This is a genomic window from Mycobacterium sp., from assembly GCF_049280035.1.
In the GTDB taxonomy this organism is placed as follows: Bacteria; Actinomycetota; Actinomycetes; order Mycobacteriales; family Mycobacteriaceae; genus Mycobacterium.
The window spans coordinates 1-14,768 of record NZ_JBAPPI010000898.1; the positions used below are offsets into that span (position 1 = coordinate 1).

Sequence of the window (14,768 nt, forward strand, 5' to 3'; positions counted from 1 at the left end):
GCCGACCGCGATCACCGTCACCACCAGCGCCGTCGCGGCCAATGCATACGCGGCGCCGGATTTCCAGTGGTCACGGCCCAGGCCGAGCTCGGCCCAGCCCAGACCGTTGAACCGCAATAACGCGACCAGGCCGACCGCCGCCACCGGGACCGTCGCAATGCCCGCCGCCGGCGTAGTGAAGTGTGCGATCAGGTTCGTCAGCGCCAGCACCACCACGACCAGCGCGACGTCAACGTAGACGCGGAACTGGTGCAGCGCCGAGAGCTGCGACAACAGCGGATGCGGTTCCGCGGCGCTCTCGTGGGCAGACATCTCACCAGGTTACTTGTTCCGCTCGCTCGACTCCCAGGTCCAGCCCGCGATATGCGGGTCGTCCTCGCCGTGCTCGCGGGTGTAGCGACGCGCGGCCAGCCGGGCATCGGCCATCTGCTGACGAAGCATGGCGGCTCGGCCGGCCAGCCCGTCCACCCGGTCGATGACGTCCATCACCAGGTGGTAGCGGTCCAGGTCGTTGAGCATCACCATGTCGAACGGCGTCGTCGTGGTGCCGCGCTCCTTGAACCCGCGCACATGCATGTGATGGTGATTGGCGCGGCTATAGGTGAGCCGGTGGATCAGCCACGGATAACCGTGGTACGCGAAAATGACCGGCTTGTCGCTGGTGAACAGGGCGTCGAATTCGTTGTCCGGCAAGCCATGCGGATGCTCGGAGTCCGGTAACAGGCGCATCAGGTCGACCACGTTGACCACCCGCACAGCCAAGTCGGGCAATTCGCGACGCAGAATGTCGGCGGCCGCCAACGTCTCTTGCGTCGGGATGTCGCCGGCACAGGCCAGCACCACGTCGGGTTCGGCTGTCGCGGTGCTCGCCCATTGCCAGATGCCCAGGCCGCGGGTGCAGTGGTCGATAGCGGACTCCATGTCGAGATAGGCCAGCGCGGGCTGCTTCCCGGCGACGATGACGTTGACGTAGTTGCGGCTCCGCAGGCAGTGGTCGGCCACCGACAGCAGGGTGTTGCCGTCCGGCGGCAGATAGACCCGCACGATCTCGGCGCGTTTGTTGGCGACCAGGTCGATGAACCCGGGATCCTGATGCGAGGCACCATTGTGGTCCTGACGCCAAACATGGGAACTCAGCAGATAATTCAGCGACGCGATCGGCCGCCGCCATGGCAGTTCGCGGCTAGTGGACAACCATTTCGCGTGCTGATTGAGCATCGAGTCGACGATGTGCACGAACGCCTCGTAGCAGTTGAACAGTCCATGCCGTCCGGTCAGCAGATACCCCTCCAGCCAGCCTTGGCAGAGGTGCTCGGAGAGCACCTCCATCACTCGGCCGGTCGGCGAGAGGTGGTCATCGTCGGGCATCGTTTCCGAAAGCCACACCTTGCCGGTCGACTCGTAGACCGCGTCCAAGCGGTTTGAGGCGGTCTCATCGGGGCCCATCAGCCGGAACCGGTCGCGGTTAGCGGCAATCACATCCCGCAGGAACGTGCCCAGCACCCGGGTGGCCTCGTGGGTCTTCGTCGCCGGCCGCGATACCTCGACCGCGTAGTCCCGAAAGTCGGGCAGGTCCAGGTCATGTAGCAGCAGGCCGCCGTTGGCGTGCGGGTTCGCGCTCATCCGGCGATCGCCGCCGGGTGCCAGTGCCCGCAGCTCCGCGCGCAGCCTGCCGGCCCCGTCGAACAACTCCTCGGGTTGGTAACTGCGCAACCACTCTTGCAGCTGTGCGCGGTGGGCGGGGTTGTCCCGCGTCTCGGCGAGGGGGACCTGATGTGCTCGCCAGGTGCCCTCCACCTGCTTGCCGTCCACCACTTGCGGTCCGGTCCAGCCCTTGGGAGTGCGCAACACGATCATCGGCCAGACCGGCCGTTCGGTTTTCCCGCCGCTGCGAGCTTCCCGTTGAATTGCGGCGATGTCATCGAAGGCCTCGTCCAGCGCGGCGGCGAGCTGCTGGTGCACGTTGGCGGGCTCGTCTCCGGCGACGGTGATGGGCCGGTAGCCGTAGCCACGCAGCAGCCACTCCAGCTCGTCGTTCGGGATACGGGCCAGCACGGTCGGGTTGGCGATCTTGTAGCCGTTGAGGTGCAGGATCGGCAGCACCGCGCCGTCGCCGACCGGGTTGAGGAACTTGTTGGAGTGCCAGCTGGCGGCCAGCGGCCCGGTTTCGGCCTCGCCGTCGCCGATGACACAGGCGACCACCAGGTCGGGATTGTCGAACGCTGCGCCGTAGGCGTGTACCAAGGCGTATCCGAGCTCGCCGCCCTCATGGATGGATCCCGGCGTCTGGGCAGCGACGTGGCTGGGGATACCGCCAGGAAAGGAGAACTGCCGGAACAGCTTTCGCAGTCCGTCGGTGTCTTCCTCGATGCCCGTGTACACCTCGCTGTAGGTGCCTTCCAGGTAGGCATTGGCGACCAGCCCGGGGCCGCCGTGACCGGGTCCGGTGATGAAGATGACGTTGGCATCGCGGTCGCGGATGACGCGGTTCAGGTGTGCGTAGACCAGATTGAGCCCCGGCGTGGTGCCCCAATGTCCCAGCAGCCGCGGTTTGACATGCTCGGGGGCCAGCGGCTCATGCAGCAGCGGATTGTCCAACAGATAGATCTGGCCGACCGACAGGTAGTTGGCCGCGCGCCAGTAGGCGTGGATGCCGGCAAGTTCGTCGTCGGAAAGCTTCGCGGACGTGACGGTTTGTGAGCTCATCCGCTCGATTGTCCGCGAGCTCGGTGAACAGCGCACCAAGCCGAGGTAGGGCAGAGCTAGCGTGCGAATTGCTCGACAAGGAGCACTTGCAGTTCTCCGACAAGGAAGCCGAGTACGGCGCCGACCGTGATCATGAGCATCTCGTCGTCTTTGAACACGGGTCGGAGGATGGCTTCGTACTGGTCGGGGGCCAGCTCGTTCATCTTCTCGACGACGAGGTTCTCGATGTCGAGCGTCTTGGCGGTGTAGTCCTTGGCTTCCTGCATCGTCTCCGGTAAACGCTCGAGGAGCATGCCCACAATCGCGTCTTTCGCCTCGCGGTAGCGCTTGGTGCCGATCGCGAGCGTGATCAGTGGTTGCGCGACCCCGGCCTGCGCGTCGAGTGCGGCTGAGACTTCCTTCCCGATTGCTGCAAAAAGGCGTTCGGAGGTGGGGCCATGCAGAATCGCCTCGAGGAGCACGTCTGCGGAGAAAAGGTCGTTTGCCAAAATGCGGGCATAGTCGCGGGTCACGTGGTCGCGCTGCGCGTGCAGCACCCCGTGAATCGGGATGAAGCCCAGGAACTTCTTCGGCTCGCGCGGGATAAAGATCAGATTGAGGGCCAGCCAGTCGCTGGCGAAACCGGTGACGAAGCCGAACCCGGGCTTGATCCAGGGGTTGTGGAACAGGCCCCAAGCAACCATCTGCACTAGGCCGATCGCGAAGCCGAAGTAAATGCCGCTACGGCGAATAAACTTCATCGCTGCCCCACCCATGCCCTTCATCAACGCCTTGAGCTGGGCCTTGTTTTTAACCAACGTGGTGATGGCGAGGTATTGCAGGTCGACGTACCGCGGCAAGTCGCTCTTCATTTCCGTAAGCAGGTTGTCGACGACTCCAGGGGCAGCCGCATGGACGCGCGACAGCACCGCGTTGCGGCCGGCGGCGGGGATCGAGTCCCACAGACCGGGGCGCACCTGCTCGGCGAGGTCACGAGCCATCGCGTCGACGCTGCGGGTGAGCGGCTCGCGAAGTTCGTCCACCGCCTGCCTGGCGTCGATCTTGTCCAGGATCTCCTCGGGCTTGAGCAACTTATCGGTGAGCATCTGGATGGTCAGGGCCGCGGTTTTGCCGGCACGGCGCGGCACCACACCCTGCCAACCGATCGGCCCGATGCCCACAAACTCGATCGGCCGGTAAAGCATCTGCAGCGCAACGAGTTTCGTGGTGTAGCCGACGAACGCGGCGATCAGCGGCATTGACAAGTAGATGAACCAATTCAGCTTGACGTCGGCGGTGATGCCGGCCCAGGTCGGCGCCCAGGCGATCACCGACGACGTCACTCCGGCTCCCGGGGGACGCTCGCCGCGGCCCACAGCTCCAGACCCAGCCCGGACAATCGCAGCGTGTATTTCTCGATGCGCGCCGGGATCGGGCCGCGGCTGGCGTTCTTGATGGCTTGCAGCACGGCGGTATCGGCAGCGAGGATCTCGTACTCGTCCTTCATGGCGGAGTCCTCAGGACCCGACTCGACCAGCCCGAGCGACAACAGGTGACTGACGTACATCGGGGTCAGGTGCGGCAGTGCGAGGTTAGCGGTCTTGCCAATCAGCGACATGTTTTCCAGCACCACCTCACCCACCAGTCCTGCGAGTGACCGCCCATAGACGTTCAGCAACGGGGACGTCGACCCGTCGGAGAGCGCGCTGATGATGCGCGCCTCGTCCGGCACGATCTGGTCGAGAATTTTGTGGTACAGCTCCTGGCGGCTCGACGCTCTGTTCTGCCCGATTGCCCGGTCGAGCAAGCCGTGCATTTTGGCGTCAAGGCTCTCACTGTTGTCGTCGGTGCTTTTCTCGATTTCAGCGTCGGCCGGAGGTAGCGCCGCCACCGCCGTGGTGGATACATGCATCCCGGAACGAATGAGCCCGAAGATCTGGCGCTCGCTCCAGCCGGCGAATTCGATCGACCTGCGCACCGTCTGCTCTGCGAGGTCGACGAGGTCGGCGGGATCGAACAGGGACGCCATGGGCTGACCGTAGCGAACCGCTCCGGTCCTTTTTGCGATATTGAGCGAGTAGTCGCCGCGGTGCCTTCTGCCGAGTTACGAAGCGAGACTGGTTGCAGTTTCACCAGGTCCTGGGCCGCCCGCGCGCATCGGGCGGCAAACCCGGGCACTACGCTGACGGCGTGCCCGTCAACCCCAGGACGCCGGTGCTGGTCGGCTACGGCCAGCACAATCACCATGAGGACCCCGACGCGCAACACAACACCGTCGAACCCGTGGATTTGATGGCCGCGGCCGCCCGTCAAGCCGCCGACCCGCAGGTGCTCGAGGCTGTCGACTCCATCCGCGTGGTCAACCTGTTCTCGGCACGCTACCGCGACCCCGGGCTGCTGCTGAGCCAACGCATCGGCGCCGACCACCCGGCCACCCGCTACAGCGGCGTGGGGGGCAACGTGCCGCAGTCATTGATCAACCAAGCTTGTCTGGACATCCAACACGGACGCACGGACGTGGTGTTGGTGGCCGGCGCGGAAATGTGGCGCACCAGGACGCAATTGCGCGCCAACGGCAAACGACTTACCTGGACCGATCAGGATGAGTCGGTTCCTGTTGCCGAGAGTGCTGATGAGAATGTGCCGATGGCCGGGCCGGCCGAGCTCCGCATCGGGCTGGATCGCCCGGCCTATGTCTATCCGATGTTCGAGCAGGCGCTGCGAATCAGCGCCGGGGAGTCGATCGAGGATCATCGCAAGCGCGTCGGTGAGCTGTGGGCCCGGTTCAATGCCGTGGCGGTGCACAATCCCCATGCTTGGATCCGCAAACCGGTTGCAGCCGAGGAGATTTGGCAGGACGGCCCGGCGAACCGGATGATCAGCTGGCCGTACACCAAGTTGATGAACTCCAACAACATGGTCGACCAGTCCGCCGCTCTGATCTTGACGTCGGTAGAGACCGCGACCCGACTGCATATCCCTACCGAACGCTGGGTCTATCCGTATGCGGGCACCGACGCGCACGACACCTACGCGATCGGCGAGCGCGCCGAACTGCACCGATCGCCGGCCATCCGGGTCGCCGGTGCCCGCGCGCTGGCGCTGGCCGGTCTGGGCATTGACGACATCGACTACGTCGACCTGTACTCCTGTTTTCCCTCCGCTGTACAGGTCGCGGCGGCCGAACTCGGACTGCCGGTTGACGATCCGGAGCGGCCGCTGACCGTGACCGGAGGGCTGACCTTCGCCGGCGGTCCGTGGAACAACTACGTGTCGCACTCGATCGCGACGATGGCCGAGCTGTTGACGGCCAACCCTGGGCGGCGCGGCTTGATTACCGCCAATGGTGGCTACCTGACCAAGCACAGCTTCGGTGTGTACGGCACCGAACCGCCGCCAGCCGAATTCCGTTGGGAAGACGTGCAATCCGCAGTCGACCGAGAGCCCACCCGGGATCCGGCGGTGGAATGGGATGGCGTCGGCACCGTCGAAGCCTGGACGACGCCGTTTGACCGGGCCGGCCGGCCGGAGAAGGCGTTTCTTGCGGTTCGTACCCCCGACGACCGCCGCACCCTGGCTTTGATGTCCGATCCGGCGTCGGCGGCGGCCACAGTGCATGACGACATCGCCGGCGCCAAAGTTACGATCCGCGCGGTCGGCACCGCCACGCTGAAGTAACCATTCTCGTTACCTGAAAGTTGCCTGTGAACCGCTTCGCACGCTTATTGTCAATTCGTGCGGATCCTGCTCACCGGGGTCACCGGGGTGGTCGGACGTGCCGTTGCCCGGCAGCTACTGGCCGCCGGGTACGCGGTCAGCGGTATCGCAGCGCACCCGCATGAAAACTTGGATCCCGGCGTCGACTTCGTTTGCGGACCGCTCGACGGGCCGACGCTGCAGCAGCTGGCCGACGACTCCGACGTGGTCCTTCACCTCGCCCCTATCGAGACCACCGCGCCCGGCAGTGCCGGAATAAGCGGACTGGTGCGCGTCGCCCATGCGGCGGCCCGTGCAGGCGCCCGGCTGATCTACGTGTCGCAGGCGGCTGGGCAGCCCAGCCTCTACCGACACGCCGAGTCGCTGGCGTCGACCGGCTGGGCGCCGAGCCTGATCGTCCGAAAGGCGCCGCTGATGGGCCGCCAACTCGACTGGATGACCTGCCGTACGCTGGGCAGCCTGCTGCATAGCAGGGATTCGGCCACACCGCTGCGGCTGCTGCATTTCGACGACCTGCTCCGATTCCTGGTGCTCGCCGTGATGACCAACCGCACCGGGCAGGTCGACCTCGCGCCTGGAGACACCACCGAAGTAGCCACCGCGCGCCGACTGCTCAGATCCATCGAGCAGCGCCCGCGGCTGGCGCGCCTCCCAACCTGGCCCCAGCTGATCCCGGAACTGGACGTCGCTGTGGTGCGGGATGCGTGGCAATTCGAGTTCGGCTGGCGCGCAAGCGACGTGGTCGCCGACACCGTGCGCGGATTGGCCGGCCGCAGACTTGACGTCCGGGGTGCAGTCGACCTGCCCGGTCATCTGCCGATACCGCTGGAGGTTGCACCGCGGACCGACCCATCAGACGGCACCCAGTTACGGTCCGCGGCGCCGGACGGGCTCGAGGGCGAGTTCGACGACCGGATCGATCCCCGGTTCCCGGTATTCAGTGCGGCGACTCTCGGCCAGACGCTGCCCGGGCCACTGACCCCGATGACGCTCGACGTCCAACTCGCCGGTTTGCGCACCGCAAACCGGATGATGAGCCAGGTGATGGCAGTAGGCGACGTGGTTGCCAGCGAATGGGGGAGCCGGGCCATCGCGGTTTTCGGTCACCGCCCCTACGTTGGCGTTTCCGCTAGCGTGATCGCCGCAGGCCAATTACCCGGCTGGGACGTGGGTGCGGTCGTGCAACAGTCGCTGGTCGGCTCACCCGCCGATGCGCTGCTGCCGTTGGGGCGTCCGCCGCTGGCCGGCGGGCTGCTCGGATCAGGCAATAAGGCCACAAAGGTCATGGCCATCAAACGGGCAATGGCGTTGTTGCGGCATCTACGGGCCGACACCGAGGCCTACGTTGCGGCCGCGACTGCCGAGCACCTCGGCGCGGCGCAACTGAAGCCGCCGTCCGACGCGGACCTTCAGGTGCGGACTCGCTTATTGCGGGACCGGATCCACCAAGGCTGGGGTCTCACCGGCTTGTGGCTGATCGACACTGGCATCACCGCAGCGACGGTGGAGCGCACCGGCCTGCACACCGCCGTCTCGGGGGTGGCCGCGTTGCTGGAAAGCGATGTCGTCGAAGCCAAGACGTCCGCGCTGGCGGCGCTGATCCGAAGCGATCCGCAGTTGTGCAGGCTGGCTCTTGACGCAGACCTGAATGGCATCGGCGTCCTGTCACGCAGTACCGCCGCCGCCTTCACCGCGGCCGTCGCCCGGATCGGCCACCGTGGTCCCGGCGAAGTCGAACTAGCCAACTTGATGTTCGTTGACGATCCGGCGATGCTGCTGGTTGCGGCCGGACGGGCCGCGATCGCAGTGCCGCGGCCGATGGCGTCCGATGCGTCGGCAACGAAGCTGGGCGAACGGATGGCGGCCAGCGCTCGAGCTTCTCGGGAACTGGCCTACGACACCACCATGCGGTTCACCCATGAACTGCGAATGACTCTGCGAGAACTGGGGTCCCGGTTAGCCGCGGCCGACGTTATCGACGTTGCAGGCGAGATCTTCTACCTAACCTGCGACGAAGTGGTCACCCTGCCCGCCGATGCCCGGCTGCGGATCAAGCGTCGGCGCGCCGAGCGGGAACGGTTGCAGGGCATGCAATTACCCGACCTCATCGGGATCAGCTGACCACCTCGCCCAACGGCGTCTCCGGATCGACCAATGCGTTGAGACTCACTGCGTTCTTGGACCGGATCAGGTTCTTGATGTCGTCGAGCACATCCCAGACGTTGACGTTCATTCCCGCCAGCACCCGATTTTCGCCGTCCAACCAGAAGGCGACGAATTCGCGGCCGTCGACGTCGCCGCGGAACACCACCCGATCAGAGTTCGGCGCGTGACCGGCGTACTCCATGCCCAGGTCATACTGGTCGGTGAAGAAGTACGGCAGCTCTTTGTATTTCACCTTTTCGCCGAGCATGCCTGCGGCCGCGACCGCGGGCTGGTTCAGCGCATTGGCCCAATGCTCGGTGCGGATCCGCTCGTCGAACAGCGGATGTTCGGCAGCAGCGATGTCGCCCACCGCATAGATGTCGGGGTCGCTGGTGCATAACGACGCGTCGACCAGCACGCCGCCGTCACCCGTCGACAAGCCGGCATCCTCGGCGATTTCGATGTTTGGCTGCGCGCCGACGGCCACCAGCACACGGTCGGCGTTGATCGTCGATCCGTCGCCCAACAGCAGGCCGGTGGCCTTGCCGTCGGCGGTGGTGATCTGCTTGACTTCGGCCTCCAGACGCAAGTCCACACCATGGTCGCGATGCAGCTTGGCGAACACGTTTCCGACCTCTTCACCGACCGCGCCGATCAACGGCGCCTTCGCGGTCTCCACGACCGTGACGTCGATGTTGCGCTGGCGAGCGCTTGCTGCGACCTCCAGACCGATCCATCCTGCCCCGATGACGGCCAGCGACGACCCTTCGAGGAGGGCCGTATTCAGATTCGACGCGTCGTCGTATTTCCGGAGGTAATGGACTCCGGTGGAATCGGAACCTGGAATCGACAACCGTCGCGGACGCGATCCAGTGGCCAACAGTAACTTGTCGTACTGAATGTTGGTGTCATCAGAGAGAGCAACGGTGCGAGCCTTCGGGTCGATCGACAACACCTCCGTGCCCACGCGCAGGTCGATCTTGTTGTCCCGGTACCAGTCTGAGTCGTGCACAGTGAAATCGTTGAGCGACTTCTTGCCGGCAAGAAATTCCTTGGACAGCGGAGGCCGCTCGTAGGGTAAATACTCCTCATCGGCGAGCAGCACGACCTTTCCGTCAAACCCTTTCTCGCGCAACGCTTCGGCGGCCTTGGCTCCACCGATGCCGCCCCCGACGAGGATGAATGTTGTCGTGTTAGCCATGATCGCTGCTCCGTTCTATTCAACTGCGCTCAACCTGTTGGCGTACATCGTCATCGAGCGATGCCCGCACCAACGCTGCAGCCAGACGGGCGTTGGCACGCGGGGCGAGGGCACCCAGCTTCGTCGGGTCGGTGGGCAAGCCCAGCGTTTTGGCGGCACGGGCGGCACGTTTGTCGAAATACGGACGCACCCAAGTCCAGACGTCTTGGACTTCTCGCAAGTAGATGTCGGCACCGGTGTCACCGATTCCCTTGAATTGCTTGAGCATTCGCTTTGCAGTGTCGAGATTCTCGTCACTGCGCCGAGCCATCTCACGCAGATCGCCAGAGTACTCGTCCAGAACCCGCTGAGCGATCTCGGTGAGCCGGGTCGCCGAGCTCTCGTCGTAACGCACGTAGTGCGCTCGGCCGAAGGCGTCGATCATGCTGCGCCGATCGGCATCCAGCACGGCCTTTGGCGTCCGCAGGCCGTCGCTGAACAACTGATGCCCGGCACGCATGGCGATCGTCGCATCGATCGGCTTGCTGGCCAGCATGCACAACACCAGCAGCTGAAACAGCGGCATCGGCCGGTCGCTGATCCGCACGCCCGCTTCGGCCGCATAGGTGGTGCCAGCGACTTTCAGCAGTCGGCGCACCACTTGCTGAGGCTGGTCCATAGCGCTTCGCGTACCCGCCGCGGCATGTCACCAACCGCGTTGTTTACTTTGGCGGCAGGCTGCGGACGTGTTTCACGCCGCGCGCCACCCAGCCCTCAAGCTGGCGTTTGGTTTTCAATCCGTCGGAGTCGACCCGCAACCAGCCCCGGGCTTCGCGGCCCGCCATCACCATGGGGCTCACGTGCGCACGGTCCAGCAGCTTGTCGGTTTCCCGCGGCGGGACCCGCACCAGCAACCCGCCCTGGCCGCTCGCCGCGACGGCCATATGCCCGTTGATCAGGAAGGCGAGGCCGCCGAACATCCGTTTCTCGTCGACGCCGCGCTCTGGCGCCAGCAGTTCTCGGATTCGCTCAACCAACTCCGTGTCATAGGCCACGGCGCAACGGTAGCGCCGGGCACCGACAGCCGACGTCAGTCCAGATCCACCCGGATGGTCAGTAACTCGCTGCCGGCGAGGCGTACCAGGGCGCTGTTGAAGCCGGGCAGGCTGCGCAGCCGCTCTTTGGCGTCGTCGTCGGGCAGCAGGTGAGCGGTTCCGCTGCGCCACCGGCCGTGGATGCGCACCCGTACGGCGGGATTGGCCTTGATGTTGTGCACATAGTGCGAATGCTCGCCGTGCTCCGAGACCATCCAGAATTGGTCGCCGATCACTCGGCCGCCGATCGCGGTGCGCCGCGGCTGGCCCGACTTTCGGCCGACGGTTTCCAGCATGGGAAACGGTAATCGTCTGCCCACCGGGTTGACCACCAGCCGTTGGGCGGTGTGCACGATGCGCCGTTTGAGCGGCTGCGAATCAGTCATGACCGCAGGCTATCCGACGTCACGCCGCCGCGGTCACCGCCTGCGAAGCCGGTTCCAGCGCCTGGGCGACGATTTCGGCGACGTCGGTCATCGGCTTGACGGCCAACGCCTCGAGCACCTCGGTGGGCACATCGTCCAGATCCGGCTCGTTGCGCTGCGGGATGAACACCGTCGACAACCCGGCCCGCTGGGCGGCCAGCAGCTTCTGCTTCACGCCGCCGATCGGTAGCACCCGGCCGTTCAACGTCACCTCGCCGGTCATCCCGACGTCGGCGCGGACTTGCCGCCCGGTGGCCATCGACACCAGCGCGGTCACCATCGTGACCCCGGCGGATGGACCGTCCTTGGGGACGGCCCCGGCGGGCACGTGAACGTGGATCCGCCGGTCCAGGGTCGACGGGTCGACGCCCAATTCCGCGGCGTGCGAACGGACGTAGGACAGTGCGATTTGCGCGGACTCCTTCATCACGTCGCCGAGTTGACCGGTCAGCTGCAAACCGGGTTCACCGTCGTTGGCACCGGCCTCGATGTAGAGCACATCGCCACCCAGCCCGGTGACGGCCAAGCCGGTCGCCACACCCGGGACCGCCGTGCGCTCGGCTGACTCGGGGGTGAATCGCGGTCGGCCCAGGTAGCCCACCAGATCCGGCTCGTCGATCGCGACCGGTTCGGTCGCGTCGGCGCCCTTCGTGGTGACCTTGCGCATCGCCTTGGCCAGCAACCGCTCAAACTGCCGCATGCCCGGTTCGCGGGTGTAGTCGGCGGCGATCTTGCGCAGCGCCGCGTCGGTGACGGCGACCTCGTCGTCGGTCAGCCCGGCACGGTCGCGTTGCCGCGGCAACAGAAAGTCGCGGGCGATGGCCACCTTGTCGTCTTCGGTGTAGCCGTCGATCTGCACCAGCTCCATCCGGTCCAACAGCGCCGAGGGGATGTTCTCGATCACGTTGGCCGTCGCCAGGAACATCACGTCGGACAGGTCCAGATCCAAATCCAAATAATGGTCCCGGAACGTGTGGTTCTGTGCGGGGTCAAGCACCTCGAGCAGCGCGGCGCTGGGGTCGCCGCGGTAGTCCGAGCCGACCTTGTCGATCTCGTCGAGCAGCACGACGGGGTTCATCGTGCCGGCTTCGCCGACGGCCCGCACAATGCGGCCGGGCAGGGCGCCGACGTAAGTGCGCCGGTGCCCACGGATCTCGGCCTCGTCGCGCACGCCGCCCAGTGCGACGCGAACGAACTTGCGGCCCAGCGCGCGGGCGACGCTTTCACCCAACGACGTCTTGCCGACGCCGGGCGGACCGGCCAGCACCATCACAGCGCCAGAGCCACGGCCGCCGACGACCTGCAATCCGCGCCGGGCCCGACGAGCCCGCACCGCCAGGTACTCGATGATGCGGTCCTTGACGTCCTCCAGCCCGTGGTGATCGGCGTCCAGAATGTCCCGCGCCGCGGCCAGATCCGTCGAATCCTCCGTCGTGGTGTTCCACGGCAGGTCGAGCACGGTGTCCAGCCACGTGCGGATCCAGCCGCCTTCAGGACTTTGCTCGCTGGAGCGTTCCAGCTTGCCGACCTCGCGCAGCGCCGCCTCGCGAACCTTCTCAGGGAGGTCAGCTGCCTCGATGCGGGAGCGGTAGTCGTCAGATCCGTCCGGCTCGCCCTCACCGAGCTCTTTGCGGATCGCGGCCAGTTGCTGGCGCAGCAGGAACTCCTTTTGCTGCTTTTCCATGCCCTCGCGAACGTCTTCAGCGATCTTGTCGTTGACCTCGACCTCGGCCAGGGTGTCGCCGGTCCAGTCGATCAGGACCCGCAGCCGCTCGGCGACGTTCTCGGTCTCCAACAGCTCGCGCTTCTGCACATCGGTCAGATACGACGCGTAACCCGCCATGTCGGCCAGCGCCGACGGATCGGTCAACCGGTTGACGACGTCAACCAGCTCCCAGGCCTCGCGCCGCTGCAACATCGCCAGCAACAGCTTCTTGTATTCGGCGGCCAGCGCACGAGTTTCGTCGCTGGGCTCGGTCTCGGTGACCTCGGTCACCTCGACCCATAGCGCCGCGCCCGGCCCGCTTGCTCCAACGCCGATCTGGGCCCGCCGCTCACCGCGCACGACGGCGGCGGTGCCGCCGCCGGCGATGCGGCCGACCTGCAAAATTGTCGCCAGTACCCCGTGGGACGGGTAGCGGTCGTCAAGCCGCGGGGCGATCAGCAGCTTGCCCGATTCGCTGGCGCGAGCAGCATCAACGGCCGCTCGAGCCGCGTCGTCCAGGGCGATCGGCACGACCATCCCGGGCAACACGATCGGGTCGCTGACAAACAACACCGGAACTGATTTGGCTTCAGCCATCGATCCTCCAAAGTTAAGCCTGATGCGCTCAACCTGTATCGGATCCAGTTTGTTCCCGACGGGAACTGGCTACTAACCGGAAGAGGCGCGCTGACGGGCCCGGAAGGCCTGGACTTTCGCGCGGTTTCCGCAGGTGCCCATCCCGCACCAGTGCCGGTTCTTGGCTCGCGACGCATCCAGGTAAAGGCGGGTGCAGTCCGGGTGCGCACAACGCTTGACGTTCTCGATGTCGGGTCCGGCCAGCAGATCGAGCAGATCCGCGGCCAGGCTGGCCAGCAGTTGCGATGGGGTGCCCTCGCGGCGGGTAGCGCCGGTTCGCAGCAATCGCGGCGTCAGCTGAGGTTGGCAGGCCCGCTCGTTGAGCAGTTCAACGTCGGCGGCCTGGGGCCGGCGGCCGTCGAGCCGGGCGGTGACGGTCCGGTAGATGGCTTCGCGCAGCTCAATCGCGGCCGCCAGGTCATGGTCGGTGACAGCAATGGCGGTATCCAACAGCCCGGCCTGAATTGCCCAGTCCGACAGCAGTTCCGGCTGAGTCAACAGCTCTTCGCGTGAGCTGTTTCGGTGCTTCATGGTGCCGACGAAGTTCAGGCATCGACGGCCACCCACATAGACGAATGTCACAAGTAACCATCTTGACAGGTTTCATCGTCGGACACAAGGTGTAACTATATGAACCGGTTACGGCGACTGACAGTCAGTGAACGCGAAGAGCGCCTCCGCCGTCTAAGCGAGTAACCAGCCGATCTATTTGGCAGTGGAAGGCGAAAGGAACCAACCGAAATGGACCTCTACCGCATCACCCATCCGCTCAGGTTGGCCAAAGGATCGCAGCAGCCGGGCTCCGGCAAGGGCTGCGCGATGAACGTGATCTCCTACATCAACGGCGATGAGCAGGTCACTGACTTTCCGACTTGTTCGGCCAGGCCGCTGAGCCTGCTCGTCCAGTCCAGCAACGACTTGCTGGCGGGACCGGACGGCTACCTGTCACCCGAACACAGCGTGATCGCCCTGGAGCTTGCTTGGCAGACCGTGGGAACCGCCGATGTTCCCGACACTGTCGTCCATGCGTGGGTCGCCGAACTGCTGACCAATCCAACCTGGGGAGTGCTGCAGTACGCCAACATCACCGCGCACAAAGCGATCCTTGACATTGCCGAGCTGCACCGAGCCGCCGCGTCGGGCGACATGCCAGCCATCGCCGACTGGGACGCTGCCGGCAG

Annotated in this window: 11 protein-coding genes and 2 pseudogenes; 3 read left to right on the forward strand and 10 right to left on the reverse strand. The window is 65.5% G+C overall.

Features of this window, described 5'->3' with window-relative positions:
• The 4 genes and pseudogenes from WAN71_RS28555 to WAN71_RS28570 all read right to left on the reverse strand — a co-directional run.
• Positions 1 to 312: pseudogene (locus WAN71_RS28555) on the reverse strand (CPBP family intramembrane glutamate endopeptidase); the annotation flags it as partial.
• A 9-nt stretch (positions 313 to 321) separates the two neighbouring features.
• The gene (locus tag WAN71_RS28560) at positions 322 to 2,706 is read right to left on the reverse strand and encodes a phosphoketolase family protein (protein ID WP_422228547.1); all 2,385 of its coding nucleotides are present in this window, start codon (positions 2,704 to 2,706) and stop codon (positions 322 to 324) included.
• Positions 2,707 to 2,762: 56 nt separating this feature from the next.
• A complete protein-coding gene (locus WAN71_RS28565; protein WP_422228548.1) occupies positions 2,763 to 4,028 on the reverse strand; it encodes a DUF445 domain-containing protein in 1,266 nt (421 codons plus the stop codon).
• Positions 4,025 to 4,714: an Abi-alpha family protein gene (locus tag WAN71_RS28570; protein WP_422228549.1), complete on the reverse strand. Its 690-nt coding sequence runs from the start codon at positions 4,712 to 4,714 to the stop codon at positions 4,025 to 4,027. The genes WAN71_RS28565 and WAN71_RS28570 overlap by 4 nt, the downstream gene beginning before the upstream one ends.
• 161 nt (positions 4,715 to 4,875) lie before the next feature.
• On the opposite strand from WAN71_RS28570, the gene WAN71_RS28575 reads away from it, so the two are divergent.
• Together WAN71_RS28575 and WAN71_RS28580 are read left to right on the forward strand one after the other, a co-directional pair.
• Entirely contained in the window at positions 4,876 to 6,363 is a 1,488-nt protein-coding gene (locus tag WAN71_RS28575) for an acetyl-CoA acetyltransferase (RefSeq protein ID WP_422228550.1), read from the forward strand.
• 57 nt (positions 6,364 to 6,420) lie between these two features.
• A complete protein-coding gene (locus tag WAN71_RS28580; protein WP_422228551.1) occupies positions 6,421 to 8,523 on the forward strand; it encodes an NAD-dependent epimerase/dehydratase family protein in 2,103 nt (700 codons plus the stop codon).
• Here WAN71_RS28580 and WAN71_RS28585 read toward each other — a convergent pair.
• The 6 genes from WAN71_RS28585 to WAN71_RS28610 all read right to left on the reverse strand — a co-directional run bounded on the left by WAN71_RS28585 (position 8,516) and on the right by WAN71_RS28610 (position 14,169).
• Positions 8,516 to 9,748: an NAD(P)/FAD-dependent oxidoreductase gene (locus WAN71_RS28585; RefSeq protein WP_422228552.1), complete on the reverse strand. Its 1,233-nt coding sequence runs from the start codon at positions 9,746 to 9,748 to the stop codon at positions 8,516 to 8,518. The two genes, WAN71_RS28580 and WAN71_RS28585, sit on opposite strands and share 8 nt — an antisense overlap.
• 19 nt (positions 9,749 to 9,767) lie before the next feature.
• Positions 9,768 to 10,406, reverse strand: a complete 639-nt coding sequence (locus WAN71_RS28590; protein WP_422228553.1) for an endonuclease — start codon at positions 10,404 to 10,406, stop codon at positions 9,768 to 9,770.
• A gap of 43 nt (positions 10,407 to 10,449) precedes the next feature.
• On the reverse strand, positions 10,450 to 10,782 hold the full coding sequence (locus WAN71_RS28595; RefSeq protein ID WP_422228554.1) for a TfoX/Sxy family protein: 333 nt from the start codon (positions 10,780 to 10,782) through the stop codon (positions 10,450 to 10,452).
• 35 nt (positions 10,783 to 10,817) lie between these two features.
• Positions 10,818 to 11,207 (reverse strand): nitroreductase family deazaflavin-dependent oxidoreductase, encoded by a 390-nt coding sequence (locus WAN71_RS28600; protein WP_422228555.1) that lies wholly within the window; start codon positions 11,205 to 11,207, stop codon positions 10,818 to 10,820.
• A 19-nt stretch (positions 11,208 to 11,226) separates the two neighbouring features.
• Positions 11,227 to 13,548, reverse strand: coding sequence for an endopeptidase La (gene lon / locus WAN71_RS28605; protein WP_422228556.1), 2,322 nt, complete (start codon positions 13,546 to 13,548; stop codon positions 11,227 to 11,229).
• Between the two features lie 72 nt (positions 13,549 to 13,620).
• Entirely contained in the window at positions 13,621 to 14,169 is a 549-nt protein-coding gene (locus WAN71_RS28610; RefSeq protein WP_422228557.1) for a CGNR zinc finger domain-containing protein, read from the reverse strand.
• Positions 14,170 to 14,328: 159 nt separating this feature from the next.
• On the opposite strand from WAN71_RS28610, the pseudogene WAN71_RS28615 reads away from it, so the two are divergent.
• Positions 14,329 to 14,768: pseudogene (locus WAN71_RS28615) on the forward strand (hypothetical protein); the annotation flags it as partial.